Raw genomic sequence first — 22,066 nt, forward strand, 5'->3', positions numbered from 1 at the left:
GTGTGCAAGGTGCGTCATCGTATGCCGGGGCATAATAAAAGGCGAGCGAACGCCGGGGAAGACTGGGGAGCCGGTCGGCGTTTCGCTCGCCCCTCCCCCGCCAAGGGGGATGGCCAGGCACCGGATGTCCGGTGCCCGAGGTGTCACATGTGAGGCGTTACATCCCCTTCATGGCGTCGCACGACACGTTCGGGTTCATGTCGGCAAAGGCGCCCGTCGGGTTCTGTTTCCATGCCCAGACGTGCAGTTCGTAGAACGGGCCGAGGCCGTAGCGATTGGGGGCGCTGTTGAAGTTGAACAGCTGGCCTTCGAGCGAGGCCGGGCCTTTCGAGGTGATGTATTCGACCGCTATCAGCTTCAGGCCGCCGTCGGCCGTCGGCTCGTACATCACCGCTTCGGGCTTGGCGACATCGACGGCATCGTCCTTGAGATAGGCGCCGTTGACATAGTGGATGCCCATGGCGCCGCCGGTGATGCCGCTGGCGCAAGGGATGGGGGCGTAGCCTTCGGCGGTGGCGGCTGCCACATTTTCGAAGCGGCTGTTGGCGGCGCGCACCTTTTCGGCCAGCGGATTGGCGTCGTGCGCCTGGGCGGCCGCACCCGCCGCGATCGAGATGGCGGCGATGGCCGCGAAGCGTGTCTTCCAAAGAATTATGGTCATGGTCTTCCGTTCGTTTGTTGACGCTCGAGGCGGCGGCGGCCGATGCCGAAACGCCTGCGGCGTTGGTTTAGGATTTGGTTTGTCCGTCCCGGTTCATGCGATGCGGCTTCCGTTGCCGGGCTTTGGCCGCAGCCATCAAAAACCGTGCAAAATCAACGATCCCAAATGTAATATTGCCAATATTCCTGCGGGACGTCCCGCTCCGATAGCCCGATGTCGCGCCTCAGATAGCCGCCTTCCGGGGGCAAGCGCCGCCTTTCAGACAGATACGCAGGCAGCCTCGTCGCGAACCGCCATAGACGGCCGAGCACGGAGGTTGGCCGGACGGTCTTTCCCAGGACAGGCCCGATTCCGCCGAGCGGCAGGCCATCAGGCAGTTCGCCAGGGCCGCGAAGGACAGTTTGATGCTCATCATCGTGGCGACCGAACGCGGGATCAGAGGTAAAAGTAAGGGTCAAGAACCCGTACCTCCGTGATCTTGTCGACCGGCAGCGAGTTTTTCTGAGCCGTGCTGCGGATCGCTTCGGGCGTCGGCGCGTCGTAGATGCAGAAGCTGTGCTTCTTGTCGGGCGTGACGAAGGACTGGATCCAGGTGACGCCCTTTTCGGCATTGCGCATGACGACGCCGCCGACCGCAGTGGCGCCGATGTCGGTCATCGGAATGTTGAGGCCGTCCGGAAATGTGCGTTCAATCAAATAGCGAGGCATGGAAGGTTTCCTTTTCCATTGATTCACGCTCGGTCGGAGCGCGGCTGGACGTTGACCACGCCGGCCCGGCCCGCGCATCGGAACGATTCCCCATATTGGACGGGACGATTCCCTATATTGCCGTCGTTCTTTGTGGAAAGAGGCACGGCAATGTGTGCAAAGTCACATTGCGACGCTTTCTTCACGGGCTAATCGTGAGCGGCCCGCCATGGTGGGAAAACTCCGATCCTGTGAGACGATGACAATGATGCTTCTGGAACGGCAGACGCAGCTGCAGCAACTGGAGACACTGCTTGGCGATGCAATAGGCGGCCATGGCCGAGTCGCGGTGCTGGCGGGGGAGGCCGGCGCCGGCAAGACGGCGATTGTCGAGGCGTTCGCGGCCCGTGTCGGGCAGAGCGCGGCAATGTTGCGCAGCGCTTGCGAGGACCTGTCGATCCCAGATCCGCTGGGGCCGCTCTACGATCTGGCCCGTGAGGCGCAATGGGCGCTGCCGCGCGCCATCGATGCCCGGCATGGGCAGAGACTGCCGCTGTTTTCCGACGCGCTCGACGCCTTTGCGGCCAAGGGACCGAGCCTGCTGGTGATCGAAGACCTGCACTGGGCCGACGATGCCACGCTCGATTTCGTGCGCTTCCTCGGCCGGCGTATCGCCAACACCCACATCCTGCTGTTGCTCACGGCGCGCACCGACCGCAGCGAAGGACAGATGCGCGTGCGCCGCGCCCTTGGCGAAATCCCGACCGGCAGCGTGGCGCGCATGGACGTGCCGCTGCTCAGCGAGGCGGCCGTGCTGTCGCTCGCCGATGCGGCCGGACGCGACGGCGACGCCATCTACCGGGCGACCGCCGGCAATGCCTTCTTCGTCACCGAATTGCTGTCGGCGGAAAACGAAACGGCGCTGCCGGCAAGCGTGCGCGACGCCGTGTTGGCGCGGGCTGAACGGCTGTCGCCAGGCGCCCGCGCAATGCTCGACGCGGTGTCGGTGTTTCCGCGCCGCGCCGACGTCTGGGCTCTGCAGGGCCTGTGCGGCGTCGCCAGCGCCGGCCAGCTGGCCGAGTGTGTCGCCAACGGCCTGCTCGACGATCTGGGCGACGGCTACGCCTTCCGGCACGACATCGCGCGGCGCGCCATCGAGATGATGCTGACGACGTCGCACAGGCGGCAATTCAACCAGCGTGCGCTGGCGGCACTGCTCGAAAATGGCGACGTCTCCACAGGCCGCCTGGTGCATCATGCGGTCGAGGCGCATAATCTGGCGGCGGTGCGCGAACTTGCGCCAATCGCCGCGCGCGAGGCGTCGCGCGTCGGCGCCCATCGCGATGCCGCCGGCTATTACGAGATCGCCTTGCAGCAGGCCGACAGCCTGCCGGTGATTGAGCGCGCTGCACTTTACGAAAGCCATGCGTTCGAGTGCCATCTCATCGGCAAGATCGACGACGCGCTTGCAGCGCAGGGCGAGGCGCGCCGGTTGCATCAGGCAGACGGCAACAGGCTGAAGGAGGGCGACAGCCTGAGATGGCTCTCCCGGCTGAGCGAAATGGCCGATGACCGCGAGGCGGCCGCCGCCTTCGGCGCCGAGGCGGTGGCGATGCTGGAAGCGGCTCCCGCCGGTCCCGAACTCGCCATGGCCTATTCGAACCTTTCGCATCTGGCGATGCTTTCGGAGAGGGTGGAGGACACGCTGTTCTATGGCGAGAAGGCAGCGGCGCTGGCTGCGCGCATGAACCGTCCCGACATCGCCTCGCATGCCCTCAACAATGTCGGCTGCGTCGAGCAGTGGCTCAATCCGGATGCCGGACGCCTGCGCCTCGACCAAAGCCTTGAGATTGCGCTCCAGGGCAATTTCCAGGAACATGCCGCGCGCGCGTTCACCAACCGCGCCTGTTTCGAGATCACGCAGATGAGCTACGACGCAGCGCGTCCGGTGCTCGAGAGCGGCATCCACTATTGCACCGAGAACGACCTCGGCACCTGGCGCGACTATCTCAGGGGCATGCTGGCCGATGTGCAGCTGCGTCAGGGCCAATGGGATGAGGCCGCCGCGACGGCAAGCGATGTCATCGACAATGAGCGGACAACCACCGTGGGCCGGTTTCCGGCGCTGCTGGCACTGGCGAAACTGCGCCTGAGGCGCGGCGATCCCTCGGCCGAGCCGCTGTTCGCCGAAATGGCGCGTCTGGTCGGAAGCGGCGGCGACCTGCAGATGCTGAGCTCTTACGCAGCGCTGATGGCGGAGCAGGCATGGCTGGGCCTGGCCGACAGGCAAGAGGCGCTGGCGCTGATCACCCGCGCCGAAACGCCGGTGCGCTCGCGTGCCCATGTCGGGGAGCTGGCTCTGTGGCGAACATTGCTCTCTCCCGATATGCCGGCCGGCGACACCGCCGAGATGGCGACACCATACCGGCTGCTCCTGACCGGCGACTGGCGTTCGGCTTCGGCACTCTGGTCCGAATTGAATGCGCCATACGAGCGCGGACTGGCGCTCATCCTCGGCGATGACGAGGGGCAGCGTCTGGCATTGGATATTTTCGACGGCCTGGGGGCAAGGCCGGCGGCCCAGCGCCTGCGCGATATCATGCGCAGGAACGGCGTTGGCGGCATCGCCCGCGGCCCGCGCCGCTCGACGCGCGCCAACCTCGCCGGCCTCACCTTGCGCCAGATGCAGGTGCTGCAGCTGATCGAACGCGGCCTCTCCAACAAGCGGATCGCCGAGCAATTGACGATTTCGCCAAAGACGGTCGATCACCATGTCTCGGCGGTGCTGGGCAAGCTGGATGCGGTGTCGCGCGGCGAGGCGACAGCGACCGCGCGCGATTCGGGGTTGTTGTGAGGTTTTGACGAGGGTTGGACCGAGAGGTCGCGATCCTTCGCACCCCCCTCTGTCCTGCCGGACATCTCCCCTCAAGGGGGAAGATTGGCTGTCACTGTGGCTTTCGCCAATTGTCGAAATTGAAAGAAGTTACGGCGCCGAAGCTGCTGATCTCCCCCCTTGAGGGGGAGATGGCCGGCAGGCCGGAGGGGGGTGCTGTCCCGCCGACCTAGCCTTCGAAATCAGGCAAACGCGCCGTGGCAGTGCTTGTATTTCTTGCCGGAGCCGCAGGGGCAGGCTTCGTTGCGGCCGATCTTGCCCCAGGTCGCCTGGTTGTTCGGATCGCGGTCTTCGGGAGCGACTATTGCGTTGCTCTCCTGGCGGACCAGAAGTGCGGTCTCGCCACCCTCGAAATCGTCCTCGCCCGTGGTGCCGTCAATGTGGCTGCCGAACATTTCAGGCGCTTCGGGCGGCGGCGCTTCGGCGGCCTGGCGGACCAGTTCGACGCGCATCAATTGCGCGGTGACGGCCTGGCGCAGATTGCCGAGCAGCGCCTGGAACAGCTCGAACGCCTCGCTCTTGTATTCCTGCAGCGGGTCACGCTGGGCGTAGCCGCGGAAGCCGACGACCGAACGCAGATGGTCGAGGTTGACGATGTGCTCGCGCCACAGATGATCGAGCGTCTGCAACACCACCGAGCGTTCGACATAGCTCATCACGTCTGGGCCGAAGCGCTCGGCGCGCTCCTTGGCGGCGGCGTCGGCGGCCTTGGTCAGGCGCTCGCGGATGTCGTCCTCGGCAATGCCTTCTTCCTTGACCCAGTCCTCGACCGGCAGGTCGAGATTGAGGAATTCGGCGACCTCGGCCTTGAGGCCGGCGACGTTCCACTGCTCGGCATAGGCGTTTTCGGGGATGTTCTTGGTGACGATCTCCTCGATGACGCCTTCGCGCATCTCGGCGATCGTCTCGGACAGGCCTTCGCCGTCCATCAATTCGATGCGCTGCTCGAACACCACCTTGCGCTGGTCGTTCGAGACGTCGTCGTATTTCAACAGGTTCTTGCGGATATCGAAGTTGCGCGCTTCGACCTTCTTCTGCGCCTTTTCCAGCGCCTTGTTGATCCACGGATGGATGATGGCCTCGTCTTCCTTGAGGCCAAGCTTCTGCAGCATGCCGTCCATGCGCTCGGAGCCGAAGATGCGCATCAGATCGTCCTGCAGCGACAGGAAGAATTTCGAACGGCCGGGGTCGCCCTGGCGGCCGGAGCGGCCGCGGAGCTGGTTGTCGATGCGGCGCGATTCATGGCGCTCGGTGGCGAGCACGTAGAGGCCGCCGGCGGCTAGCGCCTTTTCCTTCAGGCGCTCGACATCGGCAATGATTTCCTTTTCGCGCGCCTCGCGCTCGGGACCAGCAGGCATGTCGCCCAGTTCGTCCTCGATGCGCATCTCGGCGTTGCCGCCGAGCTTGATGTCGGTGCCGCGTCCCGCCATGTTGGTGGCGATGGTGATGGCGCCGGGTTTGCCGGCCTGGGCGACGATGGCGGCCTCGCGCTCGTGGTGGCGGGCGTTCAACACCTCGAAATCCTTGAACCCTTCCTTGCGCAGGCGCTCGGCCAGCTGCTCGGATTTTTCAATGGAGGTGGTGCCGACCAGCGTCGGCTGGCCCTTGGCGCGCGCTTCCTTGATCTCCTTGACGATCGCCTTGTACTTCTCCTCGACCGTCCGGTAGACCTCGTCGTCCTCGTCCTTGCGGATGACCGGCAGATTGGTCGGGATCTCGGTGACTTCGAGGCCGTAAATGTTGCCGAACTCCTCGGCCTCGGTCAGCGCCGTGCCGGTCATGCCGGAAAGCTTCTTGTAGAGGCGGAAGTAGTTCTGGAAGGTGACGGAGGCCAGCGTCTGGTTTTCCGGCTGGATCGCCACATGCTCCTTGGCTTCGAGCGCCTGGTGCAGGCCTTCCGAATAGCGGCGGCCCGGCATCATGCGGCCGGTGAATTCGTCGATGATGACGATCTCGTCGTTGCGGACGATGTAGTCCTTGTCCTTCTGGAACAGCCGGTGCGCCTTCAGCGCGTTGTTGACGTGGTGGACGATGGCGACGTTCTCGACGTCATAGAGCGACTCGCCCTTGAGCAGGCCGGCCGCGCGCAGCAGGTTTTCCAGCTTCTCGGTGCCTTCCTCGGTGAAGATCGAGGTCTTCTGCTTCTCGTCGATCTCGTAGTCGGCTGGGCCGAGCTGCAGCATGAAGGCATCGATGGTGTTGTACATTTCCGAACGGTCCTCGAGCGGACCGGAAATGATCAGTGGCGTGCGCGCCTCGTCGACCAGGATGGAATCGACTTCGTCGACGATCGCGTAATTGTGGCCGCGCTGCACCATCTGCGCGCGCTCATACTTCATGTTGTCGCGCAGATAGTCGAAGCCGAGCTCGTTGTTGGTGGCATAGGTAACGTCGGACGCATAGGCGACGCGGCGTTCCTCGTCGGACAGGCCATGGACGATGACGCCGACCGAGAGGCCGAGGAATTTGTAGACGCGGCCCATCCATTCGGAGTCGCGGGTGGCAAGGTAGTCGTTGACGGTGACGACATGGACGCCCTTGCCGGCAAGCGCGTTGAGATAAACGGGCAGGGTGGCGACCAGGGTCTTGCCCTCGCCGGTACGCATTTCGGCGATGCCGCCATTGTGCAGCACCATGCCGCCGATCAGCTGCACGTCGAACGGGCGCATGCCGAGCACGCGGCGGGATGCCTCGCGGACGGTGGCGAAGGCCGGCACCAGCAGGTCATCGAGCGTAGCGCCGTTGGCGATATCCTGGCGGAATTTTTCCGTGCGGGCCTGAAGCTCGGCGTCGGACAGCGCCCGCATCTCGTTTTCCATGGCGTTGATCGCCTCGACACGCGGCCGGGTCGATTTTACGCGACGATCGTTGGAGGAACCGAAAACCTTACGGGCGAGACCGCCGAGACTGACCATCCGATGGTCCTTTCGATAGAATTCTCAATTTTGAGATGAGCGCCGGCCGGCCCCATCAATTCCGCGTGAAACGCGGACAAACACAAAAAGCGCCCGGAAAACGGTTCTGGACGCAAAGTCGTTGGACAGATAAGAGGGGGCTCAACTGATGTCAACGCCGCGTTAGCCCTATGGGCAGCGCCAAATTCCGCCACAATCCGGCTGATCTGCAAGCCCTACCAATCCCCCCTTGGAGTTAATCTTGATGTCCTTACTGTTTCGCCGTGCGTCGCTCGCCAGCCTTGGCCTGGCCTTCGGCCTGTCGGCCCTGTCGCTGTCTCCGCTGATGGCCCAGGAAGCCGCTCCCGCCCCGGCCGATGCCGCAGCAGCGCCGGCGGCAGCCCCCGTCGATCCGAACGCCGTCATCGCTACCGTCAATGGCCAGAAGCTGACCGAGGCGGACCTTGGGCTTGCCGAGGGCGAGCTGTCGCAGCAGTTCTCGCAGTTGCCACCCGAGCAGCGCCGCGCCGCCGCCCTTTCGGCGGCCATCGAAATCCGCGTCATGGCCGCCCAGGCGGTCGCTACCGGGCTCGACAAGGATCCCGAATTCCAGCGCCGCATGGCGTTCCTGCAGCAGCGCGCGCTGCATGGCGAGATGGTCGAGAAGGGCGTCGTCGACAAGGTTACCGATGCCGAGGTGCGCGCCCGCTACGACCAGGAAATCGCCAGCACGCCGCCGGTCAATGAGATTCATGCCCGTCACATCCTCGTGAAGACGAAGGAAGAGGCCGAGGCGATTATCAAGCAGCTCGATGGCGGTGCCGACTTCCAGAAGCTCGCCAACGAGCACACCAGCGATCCCTCGGGCAAGACCAATGGCGGCGATCTCGGCTGGTTCGGCCCGGGGCAGATGGTGCCGGAATTCGACAAGGCGGCAGTTGCGCTCGAAATCGGCAAATACACCAAGGAGCCGGTGCAGACGCAATTCGGCTGGCACGTCATCAAGCTCGAGGACAAGCGCACCAAACAGCCGCCGGCCTTCGACGACGTCAAGGACCAGGCCAAGCAGGCGGTGATCCGCGACAAGTATTTCGCACTGGTCAAGCAGCTGCGCGGCGCCGCCAAGGTCGAAATCCCCGACGCCAATCTGAAGAAGGCCGTCGACACGATGGAAGCCGGCAAGTAAGGCCGGCACCGAAAAAACATGCAAAGGGCGCCGTTCGGCGCCCTTTTCAATTGCGGGAGATGCCTGACATCACATAGCGGACAGTGGCACGGATTGTCGCCTCATCTTCGTCCAGCCGGTTGGTCAAAAGGTGTTTCCAGGCATAGGAAGCGATGAGGTCGGCGACCAGCGCTGCGTCGATATCGGCCGCAACCTCGCCGCGCGCCTTGGCGCGCTCGATGATCCGAGCGGTGTGGGACACGCGCCCATCGGCATAGCCAGTCAGGGCCGCGGCCGCCGCTTCGTCCGACTGGGCCTCGGCGATCAGCGAGCGGAATACGCTGCCCGAGGATGTGTCGCGCCAATGCGCGAAGAGGTTCCTCAGGAAACCGACGAGGTCGTCTTCGAGACTGCCGGTATCAGGGACGTCGACACGCTTTTGCCGCTTGTAGACCTCTAACAGCAGGGCCGCCTTGCTCGGCCACCAGCGATAGATCGTGGGTTTGCCGGCGCGCGCCCGCCGCGCCACGGCCTCTATGGAGAAGCCGGCATAGCCGGCCTCGACCAGCACCGCCTCCGCGGCCTCGAGAATGGCCTCGGCGCTGTCTGGGTTGCGCCGCGCCCCGATCGATCTGCGCGCCGGATCCTCGCCCATGTCTGTCCTCGCCAACAATCTCGCCGGCAATCCTGGCCAACAATCTCGCCGGCAATATAGGTGAGCTGGCAGGCAAACGAAACGGCCCGTTTCCAGCGCTTGTAGAAGCAGGCCTCACGTTCGCCCTGCGCGGGGATTTTCAGTTCATCGCTTGCGAGGTTTCCGAGGCGATCCGCCACTGGCCGTCGCTCTTCACCAGCCCAAGCGTGACGCGTGCCTTGCCGGTCATGCGCGCCGCCGATTTGTCTTTCGACATATAGTCGTAGCTCATCGCGAACACGGCTTCGGCGCGGTTCTCGCCCTGCCGCGTCACATTGAGGCTGCCGGGCTCGAGACTGAACGACCAGGATGCAAATTGCGCGAACCAGTCCGTCTTGAGCTTGACGACGGCGTCGCTGTCATAGCGCGTGCCGAAGATGGTGGCGGAAGCCGCATAGAGCCGCTTGACGGTCTCGCCGATCGCCGCGGCATCGGGCGCAAGATAGTCGTCGCGCAGGAATTTCTCGATTGCGGTCTTGTCGTCGCCTACAGACCGTTCGAGTGCCGCAACCTTTGTTTCGGGCGCCGGGGGGACGGCGGGCTTCGGCTGTGCAACCGTTTCGCCGCCGGGCACAAACTCAAACCGTTCGAGCAGCGAACCCTGTTCCCATGGGCGCTGTCCCTCGCGGGTTTCGGAGACCACGTCGCGGCGCACCGCGATCATCATGTCGTTGATGCTCTGGCCGGGCTCGGCCATGTGCCGCAGCAGGGCGGCGGCGAACGGCGAATTGCGTCCGGTGCCGTCCATGGCGACAGCGCCTGGCGCCGTCGAGAAGGCGATGAAGGAGCCGCGCGTCGAATCGAACTGCGCCAGACCGGCAAGCGCCGTTGCCGAGCGCGTGGTGGCGGTGCGGCTCAGGCTGCGGGCAAAGGGATTGTTGCGGCAGGCGTCGAGGAAAACCAGGCTGACCTTGGTCTGCTGCTCCATGATGTCGAGGACTTCGTCGATCGGCACGGCTTCGAGCTGCAGCTTGACCGGCATGTCGAGCCGGGCGTCGACCGGCACGATGTAGTTGCGCCCTTCCACCTGCAGGCCGTGGCCGGCGTAATAGAAAAGCCCGACGCCCGCACCTTCCAGCGCATCGGAAAATTCGCCGATCTTGCGCTCGAGTTCGCGCTTGCCGAGATCGTTGCCCTCGATGACGTCGAAGCCGATCGAGCGCAGCTTGCCGGCAATATCGAGTGCATCGTTGACGGGATTGGCGAGCGTGCCGGCTTCGGCATAGGTGCCGTTGCCGATCACCAGCGCCACGCGCCGTTCCGGCTGCGCATCGGCGCTCAGGAGCAAAAGCCCCATAAACGCCACCGCCAAGATCACCAGCCTGCCCATGGCCGATATCATAACGCCAGAGGCCCCGGTGACGCCAACGGATTTGAAATGCAAGCTTAATCCCTGGTGGCTTGCCGACAGCGGCGGCCAAGAAAACGCCCTTGCGCCGGGCCGTGCTATCGGGCAAACCGGCCTTCGCCTAGCGTTTTTCCGTCGCCCGAGGTCCCCAATGTCCGCAACGATTTCGCCGCTCGCGCCGAAGAAATATCCCAAAATGCCTGCCATTGAGGGCGTGCGCATCGCCACCGCAGAGGCCGGGATCAAGTACAAGAACCGTACCGACCTCTTGGCCATGGTCTTCGATGCCGGCACAGCGGTTGCCGGCGTGTTCACGAAGTCGAAATGCCCCTCGGCGCCGGTCGACTTCTGCCGCGAGAACCTTGGCGCCGGCAAGGCGCGGGTGCTGGTCGTCAATTCCGGCAACGCCAACGCCTTCACCGGCAAGAAGGGCCGCGCCTCCACCCAACTGACCGGCGAGGCCGCGGCCAAGGCCGCAGGCTGCACGCCAGGCGAAGTGTTCCTCGCTTCTACCGGGGTAATCGGCGAGCCGCTCGACACCACCAAATTCAGCCATTTGCTGGCCGGACTGGTCAAGGACGGCAAGCCGGATCTGTGGACCGAGGCCGCAAAGGCCATCATGACCACCGACACCTATCCGAAAGTGGCGACAGCGACGGTCAAGCTCGGCGACACCGACGTCATCATCAATGGCATCTCCAAGGGCGCCGGCATGATCGCGCCCGATATGGCGACTATGCTGTCCTTCATCGCCACCGATGCGCCGATCGCCGCCCCCGTGCTGCAGGACTTGTTGTCGCGCGGCACGGCCAAGACCTTCAACGCCGTCACCGTCGACAGCGACACCTCGACCAGCGACACGCTGCTGTTGTTCGCCACCGGAGCCGCTGCCAAGCGCGGCGCGCCCGCCATCAGCGATCCCAAGGATGCGCGTCTCGGGGCGTTCCGCCGGGCGCTGGGCAAGGTGCTCAAATCGCTGGCGCTGCAAGTGGTGCGCGACGGCGAGGGCGCCCGCAAGCAGGTCGAAGTCACCGTTACCGGCGCCAAATCGGCGCGCTCGGCCAAGCGCATCGCGCTGTCCATCGCCAATTCGCCGCTGGTCAAGACGGCGGTTGCCGGCGAGGACGCCAATTGGGGCCGCGTCGTCATGGCCGTCGGCAAGGCCGGCGAGCCGGCCGATCGCGACCGGCTGTCGATCTGGTTCGGCGACAACCGTCTGGCGCATGAGGGCGAACGCGACCCGGGCTACTCCGAGGAAGCGACCTCGGCCTATATGAAGCGCGACGACATTCGCATCCGCGCCGATATCGGTATCGGCCGCGGCAAGGCGACGGTGTGGACCTGCGACCTCACCAAGGAATATGTCGCCATCAATGGCGATTACCGGAGCTGATGTAGTTGGCTTCCAGGCATCCGGCAAGCATGCTCGCCATCGTGCGCCGCTACGAGGCTGCGGGGTTTCGCGCCTGGCCGGCGGCGGCCGTGCATTATGACGGCACCTGGGTGGTGCGGCTGACAGCCGGCCATCCGGCCAAGCGGCTGAACTCGGTCAACCCGCTCGATCCCGGCGACACCCAGCACATTGCCGAGCGCATCGGCCGCGCCAGCCGGCGCTTCGACGCCTATGGCAGGCCGCTGACCTTCCGCATCTCGCCGCTGTCGGGGCCGGACCTGGCCAAGCATCTCGACAATGAGGGCTGGAGCACATTCGACGAATCCCTGGTGATGCGGCTGCCGCTGGCGGACGCGCAACTGGCGCCGGCCATGGACCAGATTCCGCTGAAGGATATCAGCCGCTTTCTCGGCGCGTCGCTCAAGGTCAGCGGCTCGGATGCATCGCTGCGGCCCGGTCTTTCGGAAATCATCGGCGCTATCCAACCCGAAGTCGGGCTGTTTGCGCTGGAAGAAGGGGCCGACCCTCTGGCGGTGCTGATCTGCGTCCATGACGGCGATCTTGCCGGTCTGTTCGAGATCGCCACCGCCAAGTCGGCGCGCAATCAGGGCCATGGCCGCAACCTGATTCTGTCGGCGCTGAAGTGGGCGAGGCTGCGTGGCGCTCGCGAAGCCTGGCTGCAGGTCGAGGCCGGCAATGCGCCGGCGCTGGCGCTCTATCGCTCGCTGGGCTTCGACGAAGTCTATCGCTACCACTATCGCCGGCCGCCGGGCGCATGAGCGAGATCACCGGCAAACGCCTGCTGCTGGTCGCCGCGTGCGCGCTGGTCGATACCGATGGGCGGGTGCTTCTGGCGCAGCGGCCCGAGGGCAAACAGCTTGCCGGCCTGTGGGAATTTCCCGGCGGCAAGGTAGAGCCAGGCGAGACGCCGGAACAATGCCTGATCCGCGAACTGCAGGAAGAAATCGGCATCGAGACTGACATTCCTTGCCTGGCGCCGCTCACCTTCGCCAGCCATTCCTATCATGATTTCCATCTCCTGATGCCCCTGTTCGTCTGCCGCCGCTTCCGCGGCATCGCGCAGCCCAGGGAAGGGCAGGCGTTGAAATGGGTGCGGCCAAAGCAGATGCGCGACTATCCCATGCCGCCGGCCGACGCGCCGCTAATCCAGTTCCTCATCGACCTGTTGTGATACAAAGCCATTTCGCGGTCTGATCTAGCCAGCGTTAATGGAAGATTTATCTCGTCGTGAAAAATTGCGGCAAAGCGGGTTCGCGGGGAGCGATTGCATGAGCCTCGACAGGGAATGGGACTCGATCCGGCCAGATCGCAGCTTTCGCGCCGCCGGCGTCGGCTTATTGCGCGTCACGCTGTTGTTCGGCTCGGCCGCAGTGGCGCTGGCGCTGATCGCGGTCCCCGTGCTGGACAACCAGACGCGATCATCCAGCCGCGATGCTCTTGCAGGCGGTCTCGACCCGATGAGCACGGGTTCGATCGGCTCGCGGGCCACCTATACGCTGCGCAGAAGCGTGCTGCAGCCCTCACCGAGCTCAGTCTGCATCATCCGCGCCGACGGCCAACGCAGCGGCGACTGCTGACCAACAAGGTCGACACCAGCTTGAGAACTTCCTCAACGCAGGCCCATTTCACAGCCTGTTAAGCTTGTGCCGTTAACCTTTCTTAACAGGTCGGCGATATGGTCGGGGATGAGAGGGATCGACGATCATGAAGCCATTGCTGCGCCGATTTTTGCAAGACGAAACAGGCGCCACGGCCATTGAATATGGCCTGATCGTCGCGGTGCTTTCGCTTGCCATCGTCGGGGGTGTCGGCAAGGCCAGCAATGCGATCCAGTTTCTGTTCAGCGACAACAACAGCAGGCTCGCAAACGCCTTCGCCGAGCACTGATCCGGAGCGCCGTCACCGCCCGCCGGGATCTTCCAGTATTGTCTTCAGCGAGACCTTCGCCGAGCCCGGTTTCAAGGGCTTTTGCTGCGATGCATCGGGCGCCCAGCCCGACATCCAGACGATGGAAAAGCTTGCCCTGATGCGGCCATCAGCGTCCGAAAAGCGTTCGGCATAGATTTCGGCGGCACGGGTAAAAAGCTTTCGCGCTCCCGGTCGCCGGCTGCGATCGGTCAGCGCGCTGGTTTCGCCCATCGCCCTGAGATCGGCAATGAGGTCGAAGAGGGTATCGTAGCGGACGGTCACCGTTTCGACGTCGGCCACCGGCAGCGCCAGTCCGGCGCGCTGCAGCAGTGCGCCGGCGTCGCGAACATCGGTGAAGGGGATGACACGCGGGCTGGCGCCGCCATAGAGTTCGGTCTCGGCGGCGAGCAGGCTTTCGCGCAATTCGGAAAGCGTGCCGGCGCCGGCAAAGGCGCCGAGGAAAAGCCCGTCGGGCCGCAGAGCGCGGCGGATCTGCACCAGCATGCCGGGAATGTCGTTCATCGCCTGCAACGACAGAAGTGAAACGACGAGGTCGAGGCTTTCCGGCTGGAACGGCACTGTTTCCAGCGGTGCTATCAGCCCTGGCCGGCCGTCCAGAAACGCTGGATCTGCCTCGACGCGCACGATCTCCGCTGCCTTGCCGCTTGCAGCGACCACGTCCGTTGCGTCCGGCGTCTGGCAAAACAGCACCGCGGCCTTGCCGAATTTCCGCTCGACCGCGCCAAGCCGGTCGGCAAGGTCTTCCGCCGCCCGCCGCATCAGAAAATCCGCGCCGGCTACGGGGTGGGCTAGGGCCCTGCGCTTGCGCACCAGCCAAAGTTCAGTATCGATGATCGGCTGCAACGGTAGACATCCTGTTTGTCCGTCTAGTGATATCCTGGCGCGGACGACAAAACCACGTGGCCGATCCGGTGATGGAGATCAAGAGCCTCGCTCAAACCATGTTGAAACTGGCCATGTTGGACTGGCCGGCGCGGATGCTGTTCCCGCCGGTCTGTGCCGGCTGTCGCAGGCACGTCTCGCGACCCGGCGTTTTGTGCGGCGCCTGCTGGCCGAAGCTGAGGCTGCTGGAGCGGCCATGGTGCGCGGTCATGGGCACGCCATTCACCCACGATATGGGCGAGGGGTTCCTGTCGGCCGAGGCGATCGCCGATCCGCCGCCGTTCGAGCGGGCGCGGGCGGCCGTGGCCTATTCCGGTGTCGCCCGCCAGATGGTGCAAGGGCTGAAATACCAGGACCGCACCGATCTGGCGCCATGGATGGCGCGCTGGATGCTGCGCGCCGGCGCCGAGCTAATTGCAGACGCCGATGTCGTCGTACCGGTGCCGCTGCACTGGCGGCGCTTCTTTCGCCGGCAGTTCAACCAGTCGGCGGAGTTGGCAAGGGCGGTTGCGCAGCTTAGCGGGCTGCCTTTCTCGCCCTCGGCGGTCCGGCGCGTCAAGCTCACGCGCCAGCAGGTCGGGCTGGAGCGGCAGGAGCGCGAGGCCAATGTCCGCGCCGCCTTCCGTGTGCCTGCGGAAGCCGAAATCGAGATCACTGGGCGCCGCGTGCTTCTGGTCGACGATGTCTACACCACCGGCGCCACCGTGCGCTCGGTCGCCAGGGCGCTGAAGAAGGGCGGCGCCGGAGCGGTCGATGTGCTGACCTTCGCGCGTGTCCTGCCGGGGGACTTTCGGGCCGACGAGTCCGCGACTATATAAGGTCGAGGAAAGGCACGGACCGATGCTCGATGTGACGATTTACACCCGTATGATGTGCGGCTATTGCGCGGCGGCCAAGCGGCTGCTCGACCGCAAGGGCGTCGCTTACACCGAGCATGACGCTTCGTTTTCGCCGGAATTGCGCCAGGAAATGATTTCGCGGGCGCATGGCCGCTCGACCTTTCCGCAGATTTTCATCGGCGACACGCATGTCGGCGGCTCCGACGACCTCCACGAGTTGGAGGCACGGGGGCAGCTGGATAGGCTGCTTGCCAACGGCTCGACGACAAAGAGCGGTTCGTAGCGCCGTTCTATGTCTTTGTTTTTACGCAATTCCGGACGGAAAACCGTTACACACTTTTCCTGGAATTGCTCAAAGAGGACGTGACGATGGGTATTTTCAAGGCGGCGGCGATCCAGATGCGTTCGGGCGAGAGCCCCGAGCGCAACGCGGTCGATCTCGAACGGCTGGTGCGCGAAGCGGCAGGCCTCGGTGCAACCTACATCCAGACCCCGGAAATGACCGGTGCGCTGATCCGCGACAAGGAAGCCAGGGCTGCTTCCTTCACCTTGGAAGACAAGGACATCGTCGTGGCGGCCGCGCGCAAGCTCGCCAGCGAACTCGGCGTCTTCCTGCATATCGGCTCGACCGCCATCCTGCGCACCGACGGCAAGCTCGCCAACCGGGCGCTGCTGTTTGGGCCGGACGGCGCCACCCTTGCCACCTACGACAAGATCCACATGTTCGATGTCGACCTCGACAATGGCGAGAGCTGGCGCGAATCCGCCGCCTATGAGCCGGGCATCGAGGCCGTCGTCACCGAGATCGACGGCGCTAGGCTCGGCTTTGCCGTCTGCTACGATCTACGCTTTCCACAGCTGTTCCGCGCCGAGGCGATGGCCGGCGCCGACCTCTTGTCGGTGCCTGCCGCCTTCACCCGCCAGACCGGCGAGGCGCACTGGCATGTGCTGCTGCGAGCCCGTGCCATCGAGAACGGCGCCTATGTGGTTGCTGCAGCACAAGGTGGCCTGCATGAGGATGGCCGCGAAACCTATGGCCATTCGCTGATCGTCGACCCATGGGGTCGAATTCTCGCCGAGGCCGACCATGACGATCCGGAGGTGATCATCGCCGAGATCGACACGGCGCAGTCGTGGGCCGCGCGTAAGAAAATCCCCAACCTTAGGAATGCGCGCGATTTTGCCGTCAATGCCGGCGCAGTGGAAGCGCCGCGGCTCAGGGGCGCGGCTTCGTGATCCGCTTTGCCCTGATCTGCGAGCACGAGCACGAATTCGAGGGCTGGTTTCGCAGCAATGACGATTTCGACACGCAGAAGAAGCGCGGCTTCGTCGATTGCCCGAGCTGCGGCTCGCACAAGGTGCAAAAGGCGCTGATGGCGCCAGCCGTCTCCACCGCGCGGAAGCAGGAAACAATTGCGCTGGCCATGGGCGAAACCCAGAAGCAGGCTTTGGCGCAACTGAAGGCGATGGCCGAGAAGGTGCGCGAGAATGCCGACTATGTCGGCGACAAGTTTGCCGAAGAAGCGCGCAAGATCCATTTCGGCGAGAGCGATGCGCGCGGCATCTATGGCGAGGCGACGTTGGACGAAGCCAAGAGCTTGGCCGAGGATGGCATCGATTTCATGCCGATCCCGAGTTTTCCCGAGGAGCGCAATTGAGCGATCAGCTGGCGCTATCGATCAATTTGCCAAGCAACTGAGCCAGTGCCCCCCGCTCCGTGCCGGTGAGCCCGGCGAGGATTTCATGCTCGTTGGCGACGTGGGCGGTCAGGGCTTCGTCGATCAAGGCCAGACCTTTTTCGGTCAGTTGCACGACAATGCCACGCCGGTCGTTGGGGTGCGGGCCGCGCAGGATCAGTCCGGCCTTCTCAAGCCGGTCGAGCCGGTTGGTCATGGCGCCGGAGGTCACCATCGTCGCCTCGTAGAGAGCGGTCGGTGTCAGCGCGTAAGGCTGGCCGGAGCGGCGCAGCGTCGCCAGCACATCGAATTCGCCGGCCTGCAGTCCGAAACGGGCAAACAGCGGGGCGAGGCGCTCGCGGGCGATTAGCGAAGAGGCTTCGTTCAGCCGCCCAAGCACCAGCATCGGCGACACCTCCAGATCCGGCCGTTCCCGCTTCCATTGCTCCACCGCCTTTGCCGCGCGATCCATCTGTCTCATCGCTAAGTATCTTGACGTTAAGAATCTTTGTGATATGCTACCTCAAGATACAGTTTCAGCCGAGTGCCGCAAGTGAGTGACGGGACCATCCGATGAAATTTCTCTGGGAATCGGCGCTTGGCCTGCTGGTCGTCACCGGCGGCCTGCTCGGCCTAACGCTGCCGTTCGGCAAGCTGGCGACGGCTGCCGGCGTTTCGGCCATGGTCTGGGCCTTCGTAATCTCGTTCGGGGCCGGGGGCGTGCTGCTGTGCGCGTTGCTCGCCAACGGCGAGCGCATGCGGCTGACCTCGCACAGACTGCGCTATTTCTTCATCACCGCCGCCGTGTCCTACGCCGTGCCCAATCTGCTGATGTTTTCGGCTATCCCGCATCTCGGCGCCGGCTACACCGGCATCATGTTCACGCTGTCGCCGGTCATCACACTGGTGTTTTCGATCCTGCTCGGCGTTCGACGGCCAAATATGCTCGGCAGTATCGGTATCGCCGTCGGCTTCATCGGCGCCGTCATGGTGGCGGTGACGCGCGGCGAGGCCGGCCAGCCGGCCGATTTCTTCTGGGTGCTGGTCGGACTTTTGATCCCCGTCAGCCTTGCCGCCGGCAATATCTATCGCACCGTCGACTGGCCCGAAGGCACCGGTCCGATCGAACTGGCCGTCGGCAGCCACCTGGCCTCGGCAACGCTGCTGTTGGTCGGCATTCTCGTGCTGTTCGGCCTCAGTGCCTTCGCCCCGCTTGGCGCCGTGCCGCTGGTCGTCGTGGCGCAAGTCGCCTCGGCCTCGGCGATGTTTGCCTTCTTCTTCCGGCTGCAGGCCGTGGGCGGTCCGGTCTATCTCAGCCAGATCGGCTATGTGGCGGCGGCCGTTGGCCTGTTTGCCGGAACCATCTTCCTCGGCGAGCACTACCAGTTGCTGACCTGGGCCGGCGCGGTGATCATCACCATCGGCGTGATCATCACCACCAAGGCGCAGAGCCAGAAGGCATAGGGTCTTTGGTTTACGCAATTCCCTAGCAAAGCGCTATGCGCTTTTCCCGGGAAAACCGCTTCACACTTTGCTCGAACTGCTCAAGCTTAAATTTGGCTCGCGTCGAGGCGCTTCCGTAGCGCCGGCGGGGCGACGTTTCGCCAGGCCGTCCGAACGGCGCTGCGGAATGTCTGTTCGTCGCAGGCTTCGAGCATAATCGACGTCCATCCCTTTTGGCCCCAGCCGCCTGTCACGGGCCTGAAAACCGATGGCTCAGCCGCGGCCATCATCTCTTGCTGGTCGCGGTCGAGCTTGACGACAGCACGGTCGGCTTCGGGCAGCGAGACGAAGATACGGTTGCGGACGCGGAAGTCAGCCTTGCCGAAATGCGATTGCTCGACCGTTTCGGGAAGATCGAGCGCCAGCTCTCGGGCCCTCATAGTGTCCACGGCCGCCCCCTTTCGTTCAGACCGATCGTTTTTCCGCCAGCACCATATAGTTGACGTCCATGTCCTTGGAACGTGCCCAGCGGTCGGCGAGAGGATTGTAGGTCACGCCGGTGCGGTCGATGATGGTCATGGCGGCGCTGCCGAGCGCCTTTTCAAGCTCTTCGGGCCGCACCAGCTTGCCGAACTGGTGGGTGCCGCGCGGCAGCCAGCGCAGCACATATTCGGCGCCGATGATGGCCAGGCCCAGTGCCTTCAGCGTGCGGTTGATGGTGGCCACGAACATGATGCCGCCGGGCTTGACCATCTCGCCGCACTTGCCGATGAACAGGTCGACATCGGCAACATGCTCGACGACTTCCATGTTGAGGACGACGTCGAATTTCTCGCCGGAATCGGCCAAATCCTCAGCGGTCGTAGCGCGATAATCCACCGTCACGCCGCCTTCGGCCGCGTGCAGCTTCGCCACCTCGATGTTGGTTGCCGAGGCGTCGGCGCCGACCACTTCGGCTCCAAGCCTTGCCATCGGCTCGCACAACAATCCACCACCGCAGCCGATATCGAGGAAACGCAGGCCTTCGAACGGCCGCGCCGCCCGCGGATCGCGGCCGAAGCGCGCCGCCACCTGGTCCCGGATATAGGCCAGCCGGACCGGGTTGAATTTGTGCAGCGGACGGAATTTGCCGTTCGGATTCCACCATTCGGCGGCAAGCGCGGAAAAGCGTTCCACTTCTCCGGCATCGATTGTCGATCGTCGGGCCTCTGGCATGGGGCGGGTCTCCTCGGACGCTAGGAAGTCGGGTGCCGGGGCAAGAAAGTCAAGGCCGGTTTTATGCGACTGCTGGCAAGTCGACCTAGGGCCTCGAGATCACAATCGCCGCATGTCCCATCTCAACACTCGCGGGATCGATGGCCCGCATCGCTTCGCAATCGCCGATCTCGGCCATGATGCGGCCCGCGGCGGCGAGAGCCTGCTCGCGACTTCGCCAGCGCACCACATCGACCCATCCGCCATCGTCCCGCCGCGCCAGGCAGCGGTTTACGAAACCAGGTTGCCGCGCCAGCCAGTCGGCGACCAGGTTGTTGGCGGCGGCAAAGCCCGCTTCCGCTCCAGGCTTGAGGCGAAAGGTGACGATTTCCAGGGTCTCGGTCATTTTGCGTCCAGCACGTCGCGCAATTTCGCCGCCAGCTGCTCGATGGTGAAGGGCTTGGCCAGGAAATGCACGTCATGGTCGACCACGCCATTGTGGACGACGGCGTTCCTGGTGAAGCCGGTGGTGAAGATCACCTTCAGCTTCGGCATGCGCGCCAGCGCCTCCTCCGCGAGCTTGCGGCCATTCATCACCGGCATGACGATATCGGTGAACATGAGCGCCACACCAGGGTTGTCGCCCAGCTTTTCCAGCGCTTCCTGGCCGCTTGCGGCATGAATGACGGTGTAGCCGAGTTCGCGCATGGCATCGGTGGTGGAAGTCCGCACGCGTGGATCGTCCTCCACGACAAGGATGGTTTCGGTGACCGGCACGGCAGGATTTCCGGCTCGTTCCGAAGATATGGCGGCCTCTTCCGGGCCGAAGAAGCGCGGCAGGTAGATCCTGATCGTGGTGCCTTGGCCGGGTTCCGAGTAAATCTTGACGTGTCCGCCGGACTGTTTGACGAAGCCGAACACTTGGCTCAGCCCGAGGCCGGTGCCCTTGTCGACCGGCTTGGTGGTGAAAAACGGCTCGAAAGCCCGCTCCATGACGTCCGCCGGCATGCCGGCGCCGGTGTCGCTGACCGCGATCATCACATACTGGCCGGCTTTGACCTCGGCATGGGTGGCGGCGTAGCTCTCGTCGAGGTGGCTGTTGGCGGTCTCGATGGTCATCTTGCCGTCCTCGCCCATGGCGTCGCGCGCATTGACCGCCAGATTGAGAATGGCATTTTCGAGCTGGCTCGGATCGGCATGGGTCTTCCACAGGCCGCCAGCCAGCACGGTTTCGATGCGGATGGTTTCGCCGAGCGCCCGCCGAAGCAGGTCCGACATGCCGGCGACCAGACGATTGGCGTCTACAACCTGAGGCGCGAGCGGCTGCTGGCGCGAGAAGGCAAGCAGCCGTGACGTCAAGTTTGCGGCCCGGGTCGCCGCATCGGTCGCCGCTTCGACGAATTTCATGATGTCGTGCTCGCCCCGCGTCAGCTTGCGCTGGGCGAGGTTCATGGCGCTGATGATCACCGCCAGCATGTTGTTGAAATCGTGGGCGATACCGCCGGTCAACTGGCCCACAGCCTCCATCTTCTGCATCTGGCGGATCTGCGATTCGGCCTTTTCACGCGTCTGGATTTCGTTGCCGAGCTCGATGTTCTTGCGCATCAGCTCTTCCTGGGCGATCGCCACTGCGCGGAACCGGCGGCGCGAAAGGCGAACCGTGTAGGCGCCAAGCAGGAAGATCGCCAGCAGCGCCGCTATCGAGCCGATTCGCAGCCAGTTTTCGACCCGGTCGGTATGAGCGTCGCGCGCCGCGATGGCTGCGCCGCCAATGCGCCGGATCGTGTCCATGCTGGCCCGGATCTGGTCCATGGCGGCCTTGCCCTGGCCGCTGCGGACCAGTTCCAGAGCTTTTGCCGCATCGCCGCGATCGTAGAGTGCAATCGTCTCAGCCAATTCGGCCTGGTTTTGTGAAAGCGCGTCCTTGACGTGGTTGATCTGCTGCACGAGTTCGTCGTCCGGCGCGGTCATGCCGTCGATGCGGGCAAGCTGGCCCGGAATGGCGTCGACCGCCTGCCGATAAGGCTGGAGGTAGGATTTCTCGCCGGTCAGGAGATAGCCGCGCTGGCTGGTCTCGGCCTCCTGAGCCATCGCAAGCAAACCGGAAAGCAATTCCTGATACTCGACCGCCTCGCGCGCGGCCTCACGATTGGCTCTCTGGGTCTCGACCAGCACGGCGCGTGTGCCGACGATCAACGCCAGCACGGCGAAGCCGATGAACAGCGGCAGCGATTGCCACCGCATGGCGCGTCGAAGGCGAACAATCATTCGATATGCCGGACCAAAAGGAGTTTCCCGCGGGCAGCATTTGGTAAGCGGCGGCGGGGCCGAACGCAATATGCCGCGA

Annotated in this window: 23 protein-coding genes; 12 read left to right on the forward strand and 11 right to left on the reverse strand. The window is 64.2% G+C overall.

The genetic code is table 11. The features are described from left to right. Positions 1-157 precede the first annotated feature (157 nt). Both NKI10_RS18295 and NKI10_RS18300 read right to left on the reverse strand, forming a co-directional pair. Positions 158-661 (reverse strand): hypothetical protein, encoded by a 504-nt coding sequence (locus NKI10_RS18295; RefSeq protein ID WP_352861295.1) that lies wholly within the window; start codon positions 659-661, stop codon positions 158-160. 435 nt (positions 662-1,096) lie between these two features. Further along, positions 1,097-1,369: a DUF4242 domain-containing protein gene (locus tag NKI10_RS18300; RefSeq protein WP_023685308.1), complete on the reverse strand. Its 273-nt coding sequence runs from the start codon at positions 1,367-1,369 to the stop codon at positions 1,097-1,099. A gap of 244 nt (positions 1,370-1,613) precedes the next feature. On the opposite strand from NKI10_RS18300, the gene NKI10_RS18305 reads away from it, so the two are divergent. Next, positions 1,614-4,202 carry a helix-turn-helix transcriptional regulator gene (locus tag NKI10_RS18305; protein WP_352861297.1) on the forward strand — a complete coding sequence of 863 codons (2,589 nt, stop codon included), beginning with the start codon at positions 1,614-1,616 and terminating at the stop codon, positions 4,200-4,202. Between the two features lie 221 nt (positions 4,203-4,423). On the opposite strand, the gene secA is transcribed toward NKI10_RS18305, so the two are convergent. After that, on the reverse strand, positions 4,424-7,156 hold the full coding sequence (secA, locus tag NKI10_RS18310) for a preprotein translocase subunit SecA (RefSeq protein ID WP_023672992.1): 2,733 nt from the start codon (positions 7,154-7,156) through the stop codon (positions 4,424-4,426). A gap of 244 nt (positions 7,157-7,400) precedes the next feature. On the opposite strand from secA, the gene NKI10_RS18315 reads away from it, so the two are divergent. Next, positions 7,401-8,321 (forward strand): peptidylprolyl isomerase, encoded by a 921-nt coding sequence (locus NKI10_RS18315; RefSeq protein WP_023686683.1) that lies wholly within the window; start codon positions 7,401-7,403, stop codon positions 8,319-8,321. A 46-nt stretch (positions 8,322-8,367) separates the two neighbouring features. Here the strand turns inward: NKI10_RS18315 and NKI10_RS18320 are convergent, their stop codons facing one another. Together NKI10_RS18320 and NKI10_RS18325 are read right to left on the reverse strand one after the other, a co-directional pair. Next, complete coding sequence (locus NKI10_RS18320) at positions 8,368-8,955, reverse strand: TetR/AcrR family transcriptional regulator (RefSeq protein ID WP_023694003.1); 588 nt, start codon at positions 8,953-8,955, stop codon at positions 8,368-8,370. A 139-nt stretch (positions 8,956-9,094) separates the two neighbouring features. Then, on the reverse strand, positions 9,095-10,324 hold the full coding sequence (locus tag NKI10_RS18325) for a caspase family protein (RefSeq protein WP_352861298.1): 1,230 nt from the start codon (positions 10,322-10,324) through the stop codon (positions 9,095-9,097). A gap of 169 nt (positions 10,325-10,493) precedes the next feature. On the opposite strand from NKI10_RS18325, the gene argJ reads away from it, so the two are divergent. The 5 genes from argJ (at position 10,494) to NKI10_RS18350 (ending at position 13,643) form a co-directional block, all read left to right on the forward strand. Beyond that, positions 10,494-11,735, forward strand: coding sequence for a bifunctional glutamate N-acetyltransferase/amino-acid acetyltransferase ArgJ (gene argJ / locus NKI10_RS18330; protein WP_023672988.1), 1,242 nt, complete (start codon positions 10,494-10,496; stop codon positions 11,733-11,735). A gap of 29 nt (positions 11,736-11,764) precedes the next feature. Continuing rightward, positions 11,765-12,514 (forward strand): GNAT family N-acetyltransferase, encoded by a 750-nt coding sequence (locus NKI10_RS18335; RefSeq protein WP_023713717.1) that lies wholly within the window; start codon positions 11,765-11,767, stop codon positions 12,512-12,514. Then, the gene (gene mutT, locus NKI10_RS18340; protein WP_352861301.1) at positions 12,511-12,927 is read left to right on the forward strand and encodes an 8-oxo-dGTP diphosphatase MutT; all 417 of its coding nucleotides are present in this window, start codon (positions 12,511-12,513) and stop codon (positions 12,925-12,927) included. Before NKI10_RS18335 ends, mutT begins: the two co-directional genes overlap by 4 nt. Positions 12,928-13,024: 97 nt before the next feature. Then, the gene (locus tag NKI10_RS18345) at positions 13,025-13,333 is read left to right on the forward strand and encodes a hypothetical protein (RefSeq protein ID WP_023694000.1); all 309 of its coding nucleotides are present in this window, start codon (positions 13,025-13,027) and stop codon (positions 13,331-13,333) included. Between the two features lie 127 nt (positions 13,334-13,460). Beyond that, on the forward strand, positions 13,461-13,643 hold the full coding sequence (locus NKI10_RS18350; RefSeq protein WP_023672984.1) for a Flp family type IVb pilin: 183 nt from the start codon (positions 13,461-13,463) through the stop codon (positions 13,641-13,643). Between the two features lie 12 nt (positions 13,644-13,655). On the opposite strand, the gene NKI10_RS18355 is transcribed toward NKI10_RS18350, so the two are convergent. Then, entirely contained in the window at positions 13,656-14,528 is an 873-nt protein-coding gene (locus NKI10_RS18355; protein ID WP_352861303.1) for a methyltransferase domain-containing protein, read from the reverse strand. A gap of 71 nt (positions 14,529-14,599) precedes the next feature. Between NKI10_RS18355 and NKI10_RS18360 the strand changes: the two genes are divergently transcribed. The 4 genes from NKI10_RS18360 (at position 14,600) to NKI10_RS18375 (ending at position 17,064) form a co-directional block, all read left to right on the forward strand. Beyond that, the gene (locus NKI10_RS18360; protein WP_502897550.1) at positions 14,600-15,385 is read left to right on the forward strand and encodes a ComF family protein; all 786 of its coding nucleotides are present in this window, start codon (positions 14,600-14,602) and stop codon (positions 15,383-15,385) included. A gap of 22 nt (positions 15,386-15,407) precedes the next feature. Then, on the forward strand, positions 15,408-15,689 hold the full coding sequence (grxC, locus tag NKI10_RS18365; protein ID WP_023672982.1) for a glutaredoxin 3: 282 nt from the start codon (positions 15,408-15,410) through the stop codon (positions 15,687-15,689). An 86-nt stretch (positions 15,690-15,775) separates the two neighbouring features. Next, complete coding sequence (locus NKI10_RS18370; protein ID WP_352861305.1) at positions 15,776-16,642, forward strand: carbon-nitrogen hydrolase family protein; 867 nt, start codon at positions 15,776-15,778, stop codon at positions 16,640-16,642. Beyond that, positions 16,639-17,064 (forward strand): DUF1178 family protein, encoded by a 426-nt coding sequence (locus NKI10_RS18375; RefSeq protein ID WP_023672980.1) that lies wholly within the window; start codon positions 16,639-16,641, stop codon positions 17,062-17,064. Before NKI10_RS18370 ends, NKI10_RS18375 begins: the two co-directional genes overlap by 4 nt. 4 nt (positions 17,065-17,068) lie before the next feature. On the opposite strand, the gene NKI10_RS18380 is transcribed toward NKI10_RS18375, so the two are convergent. Then, the gene (locus NKI10_RS18380; protein WP_023672979.1) at positions 17,069-17,554 is read right to left on the reverse strand and encodes a MarR family winged helix-turn-helix transcriptional regulator; all 486 of its coding nucleotides are present in this window, start codon (positions 17,552-17,554) and stop codon (positions 17,069-17,071) included. Between the two features lie 101 nt (positions 17,555-17,655). Here NKI10_RS18380 and NKI10_RS18385 point away from each other — a divergent pair, with 101 nt between their 5' ends. Then, positions 17,656-18,546 carry a DMT family transporter gene (locus NKI10_RS18385; protein WP_352861307.1) on the forward strand — a complete coding sequence of 297 codons (891 nt, stop codon included), beginning with the start codon at positions 17,656-17,658 and terminating at the stop codon, positions 18,544-18,546. Positions 18,547-18,632: 86 nt separating this feature from the next. On the opposite strand, the gene NKI10_RS18390 is transcribed toward NKI10_RS18385, so the two are convergent. The 4 genes from NKI10_RS18390 to NKI10_RS18405 all read right to left on the reverse strand — a co-directional run bounded on the left by NKI10_RS18390 (position 18,633) and on the right by NKI10_RS18405 (position 21,963). Then, complete coding sequence (locus NKI10_RS18390; protein ID WP_023685781.1) at positions 18,633-18,965, reverse strand: MmcQ/YjbR family DNA-binding protein; 333 nt, start codon at positions 18,963-18,965, stop codon at positions 18,633-18,635. A 25-nt stretch (positions 18,966-18,990) separates the two neighbouring features. Next, entirely contained in the window at positions 18,991-19,740 is a 750-nt protein-coding gene (ubiG, locus tag NKI10_RS18395) for a bifunctional 2-polyprenyl-6-hydroxyphenol methylase/3-demethylubiquinol 3-O-methyltransferase UbiG (protein WP_023672976.1), read from the reverse strand. Positions 19,741-19,825: 85 nt separating this feature from the next. Further along, positions 19,826-20,125, reverse strand: coding sequence for an antibiotic biosynthesis monooxygenase family protein (locus tag NKI10_RS18400; RefSeq protein WP_352861309.1), 300 nt, complete (start codon positions 20,123-20,125; stop codon positions 19,826-19,828). After that, complete coding sequence (locus NKI10_RS18405; protein WP_352861311.1) at positions 20,122-21,963, reverse strand: CHASE3 domain-containing protein; 1,842 nt, start codon at positions 21,961-21,963, stop codon at positions 20,122-20,124. Before NKI10_RS18405 ends, NKI10_RS18400 begins: the two co-directional genes overlap by 4 nt. Positions 21,964-22,066 lie beyond the last annotated feature (103 nt).

The organism is Mesorhizobium sp. M0802, assembly GCF_040320115.1.
Classification (GTDB): Bacteria; Pseudomonadota; Alphaproteobacteria; order Rhizobiales; family Rhizobiaceae; genus Mesorhizobium.

Coding starts and splice junctions, on each gene's coding strand:
- NKI10_RS18295 (WP_352861295.1), bottom strand. CDS start 661: ATGACCATAATTCTTTGGAAGACACGCTTCGCGGCCATCGCCGCCATC.
- NKI10_RS18300 (WP_023685308.1), bottom strand. CDS start 1,369: ATGCCTCGCTATTTGATTGAACGCACATTTCCGGACGGCCTCAACATT.
- NKI10_RS18305 (WP_352861297.1), top strand. CDS start 1,614: ATGATGCTTCTGGAACGGCAGACGCAGCTGCAGCAACTGGAGACACTG.
- secA (WP_023672992.1), bottom strand. CDS start 7,156: ATGGTCAGTCTCGGCGGTCTCGCCCGTAAGGTTTTCGGTTCCTCCAAC.
- NKI10_RS18315 (WP_023686683.1), top strand. CDS start 7,401: ATGTCCTTACTGTTTCGCCGTGCGTCGCTCGCCAGCCTTGGCCTGGCC.
- NKI10_RS18320 (WP_023694003.1), bottom strand. CDS start 8,955: ATGGGCGAGGATCCGGCGCGCAGATCGATCGGGGCGCGGCGCAACCCA.
- NKI10_RS18325 (WP_352861298.1), bottom strand. CDS start 10,324: ATGGGCAGGCTGGTGATCTTGGCGGTGGCGTTTATGGGGCTTTTGCTC.
- argJ (WP_023672988.1), top strand. CDS start 10,494: ATGTCCGCAACGATTTCGCCGCTCGCGCCGAAGAAATATCCCAAAATG.
- NKI10_RS18335 (WP_023713717.1), top strand. CDS start 11,765: ATGCTCGCCATCGTGCGCCGCTACGAGGCTGCGGGGTTTCGCGCCTGG.
- mutT (WP_352861301.1), top strand. CDS start 12,511: ATGAGCGAGATCACCGGCAAACGCCTGCTGCTGGTCGCCGCGTGCGCG.
- NKI10_RS18345 (WP_023694000.1), top strand. CDS start 13,025: ATGAGCCTCGACAGGGAATGGGACTCGATCCGGCCAGATCGCAGCTTT.
- NKI10_RS18350 (WP_023672984.1), top strand. CDS start 13,461: ATGAAGCCATTGCTGCGCCGATTTTTGCAAGACGAAACAGGCGCCACG.
- NKI10_RS18360 (WP_502897550.1), top strand. CDS start 14,600: ATGGAGATCAAGAGCCTCGCTCAAACCATGTTGAAACTGGCCATGTTG.
- grxC (WP_023672982.1), top strand. CDS start 15,408: ATGCTCGATGTGACGATTTACACCCGTATGATGTGCGGCTATTGCGCG.
- NKI10_RS18370 (WP_352861305.1), top strand. CDS start 15,776: ATGGGTATTTTCAAGGCGGCGGCGATCCAGATGCGTTCGGGCGAGAGC.
- NKI10_RS18380 (WP_023672979.1), bottom strand. CDS start 17,554: ATGGATCGCGCGGCAAAGGCGGTGGAGCAATGGAAGCGGGAACGGCCG.
- NKI10_RS18385 (WP_352861307.1), top strand. CDS start 17,656: ATGAAATTTCTCTGGGAATCGGCGCTTGGCCTGCTGGTCGTCACCGGC.
- NKI10_RS18390 (WP_023685781.1), bottom strand. CDS start 18,965: ATGAGGGCCCGAGAGCTGGCGCTCGATCTTCCCGAAACGGTCGAGCAA.
- ubiG (WP_023672976.1), bottom strand. CDS start 19,740: ATGCCAGAGGCCCGACGATCGACAATCGATGCCGGAGAAGTGGAACGC.
- NKI10_RS18400 (WP_352861309.1), bottom strand. CDS start 20,125: ATGACCGAGACCCTGGAAATCGTCACCTTTCGCCTCAAGCCTGGAGCG.
- NKI10_RS18405 (WP_352861311.1), bottom strand. CDS start 21,963: ATGCGGTGGCAATCGCTGCCGCTGTTCATCGGCTTCGCCGTGCTGGCG.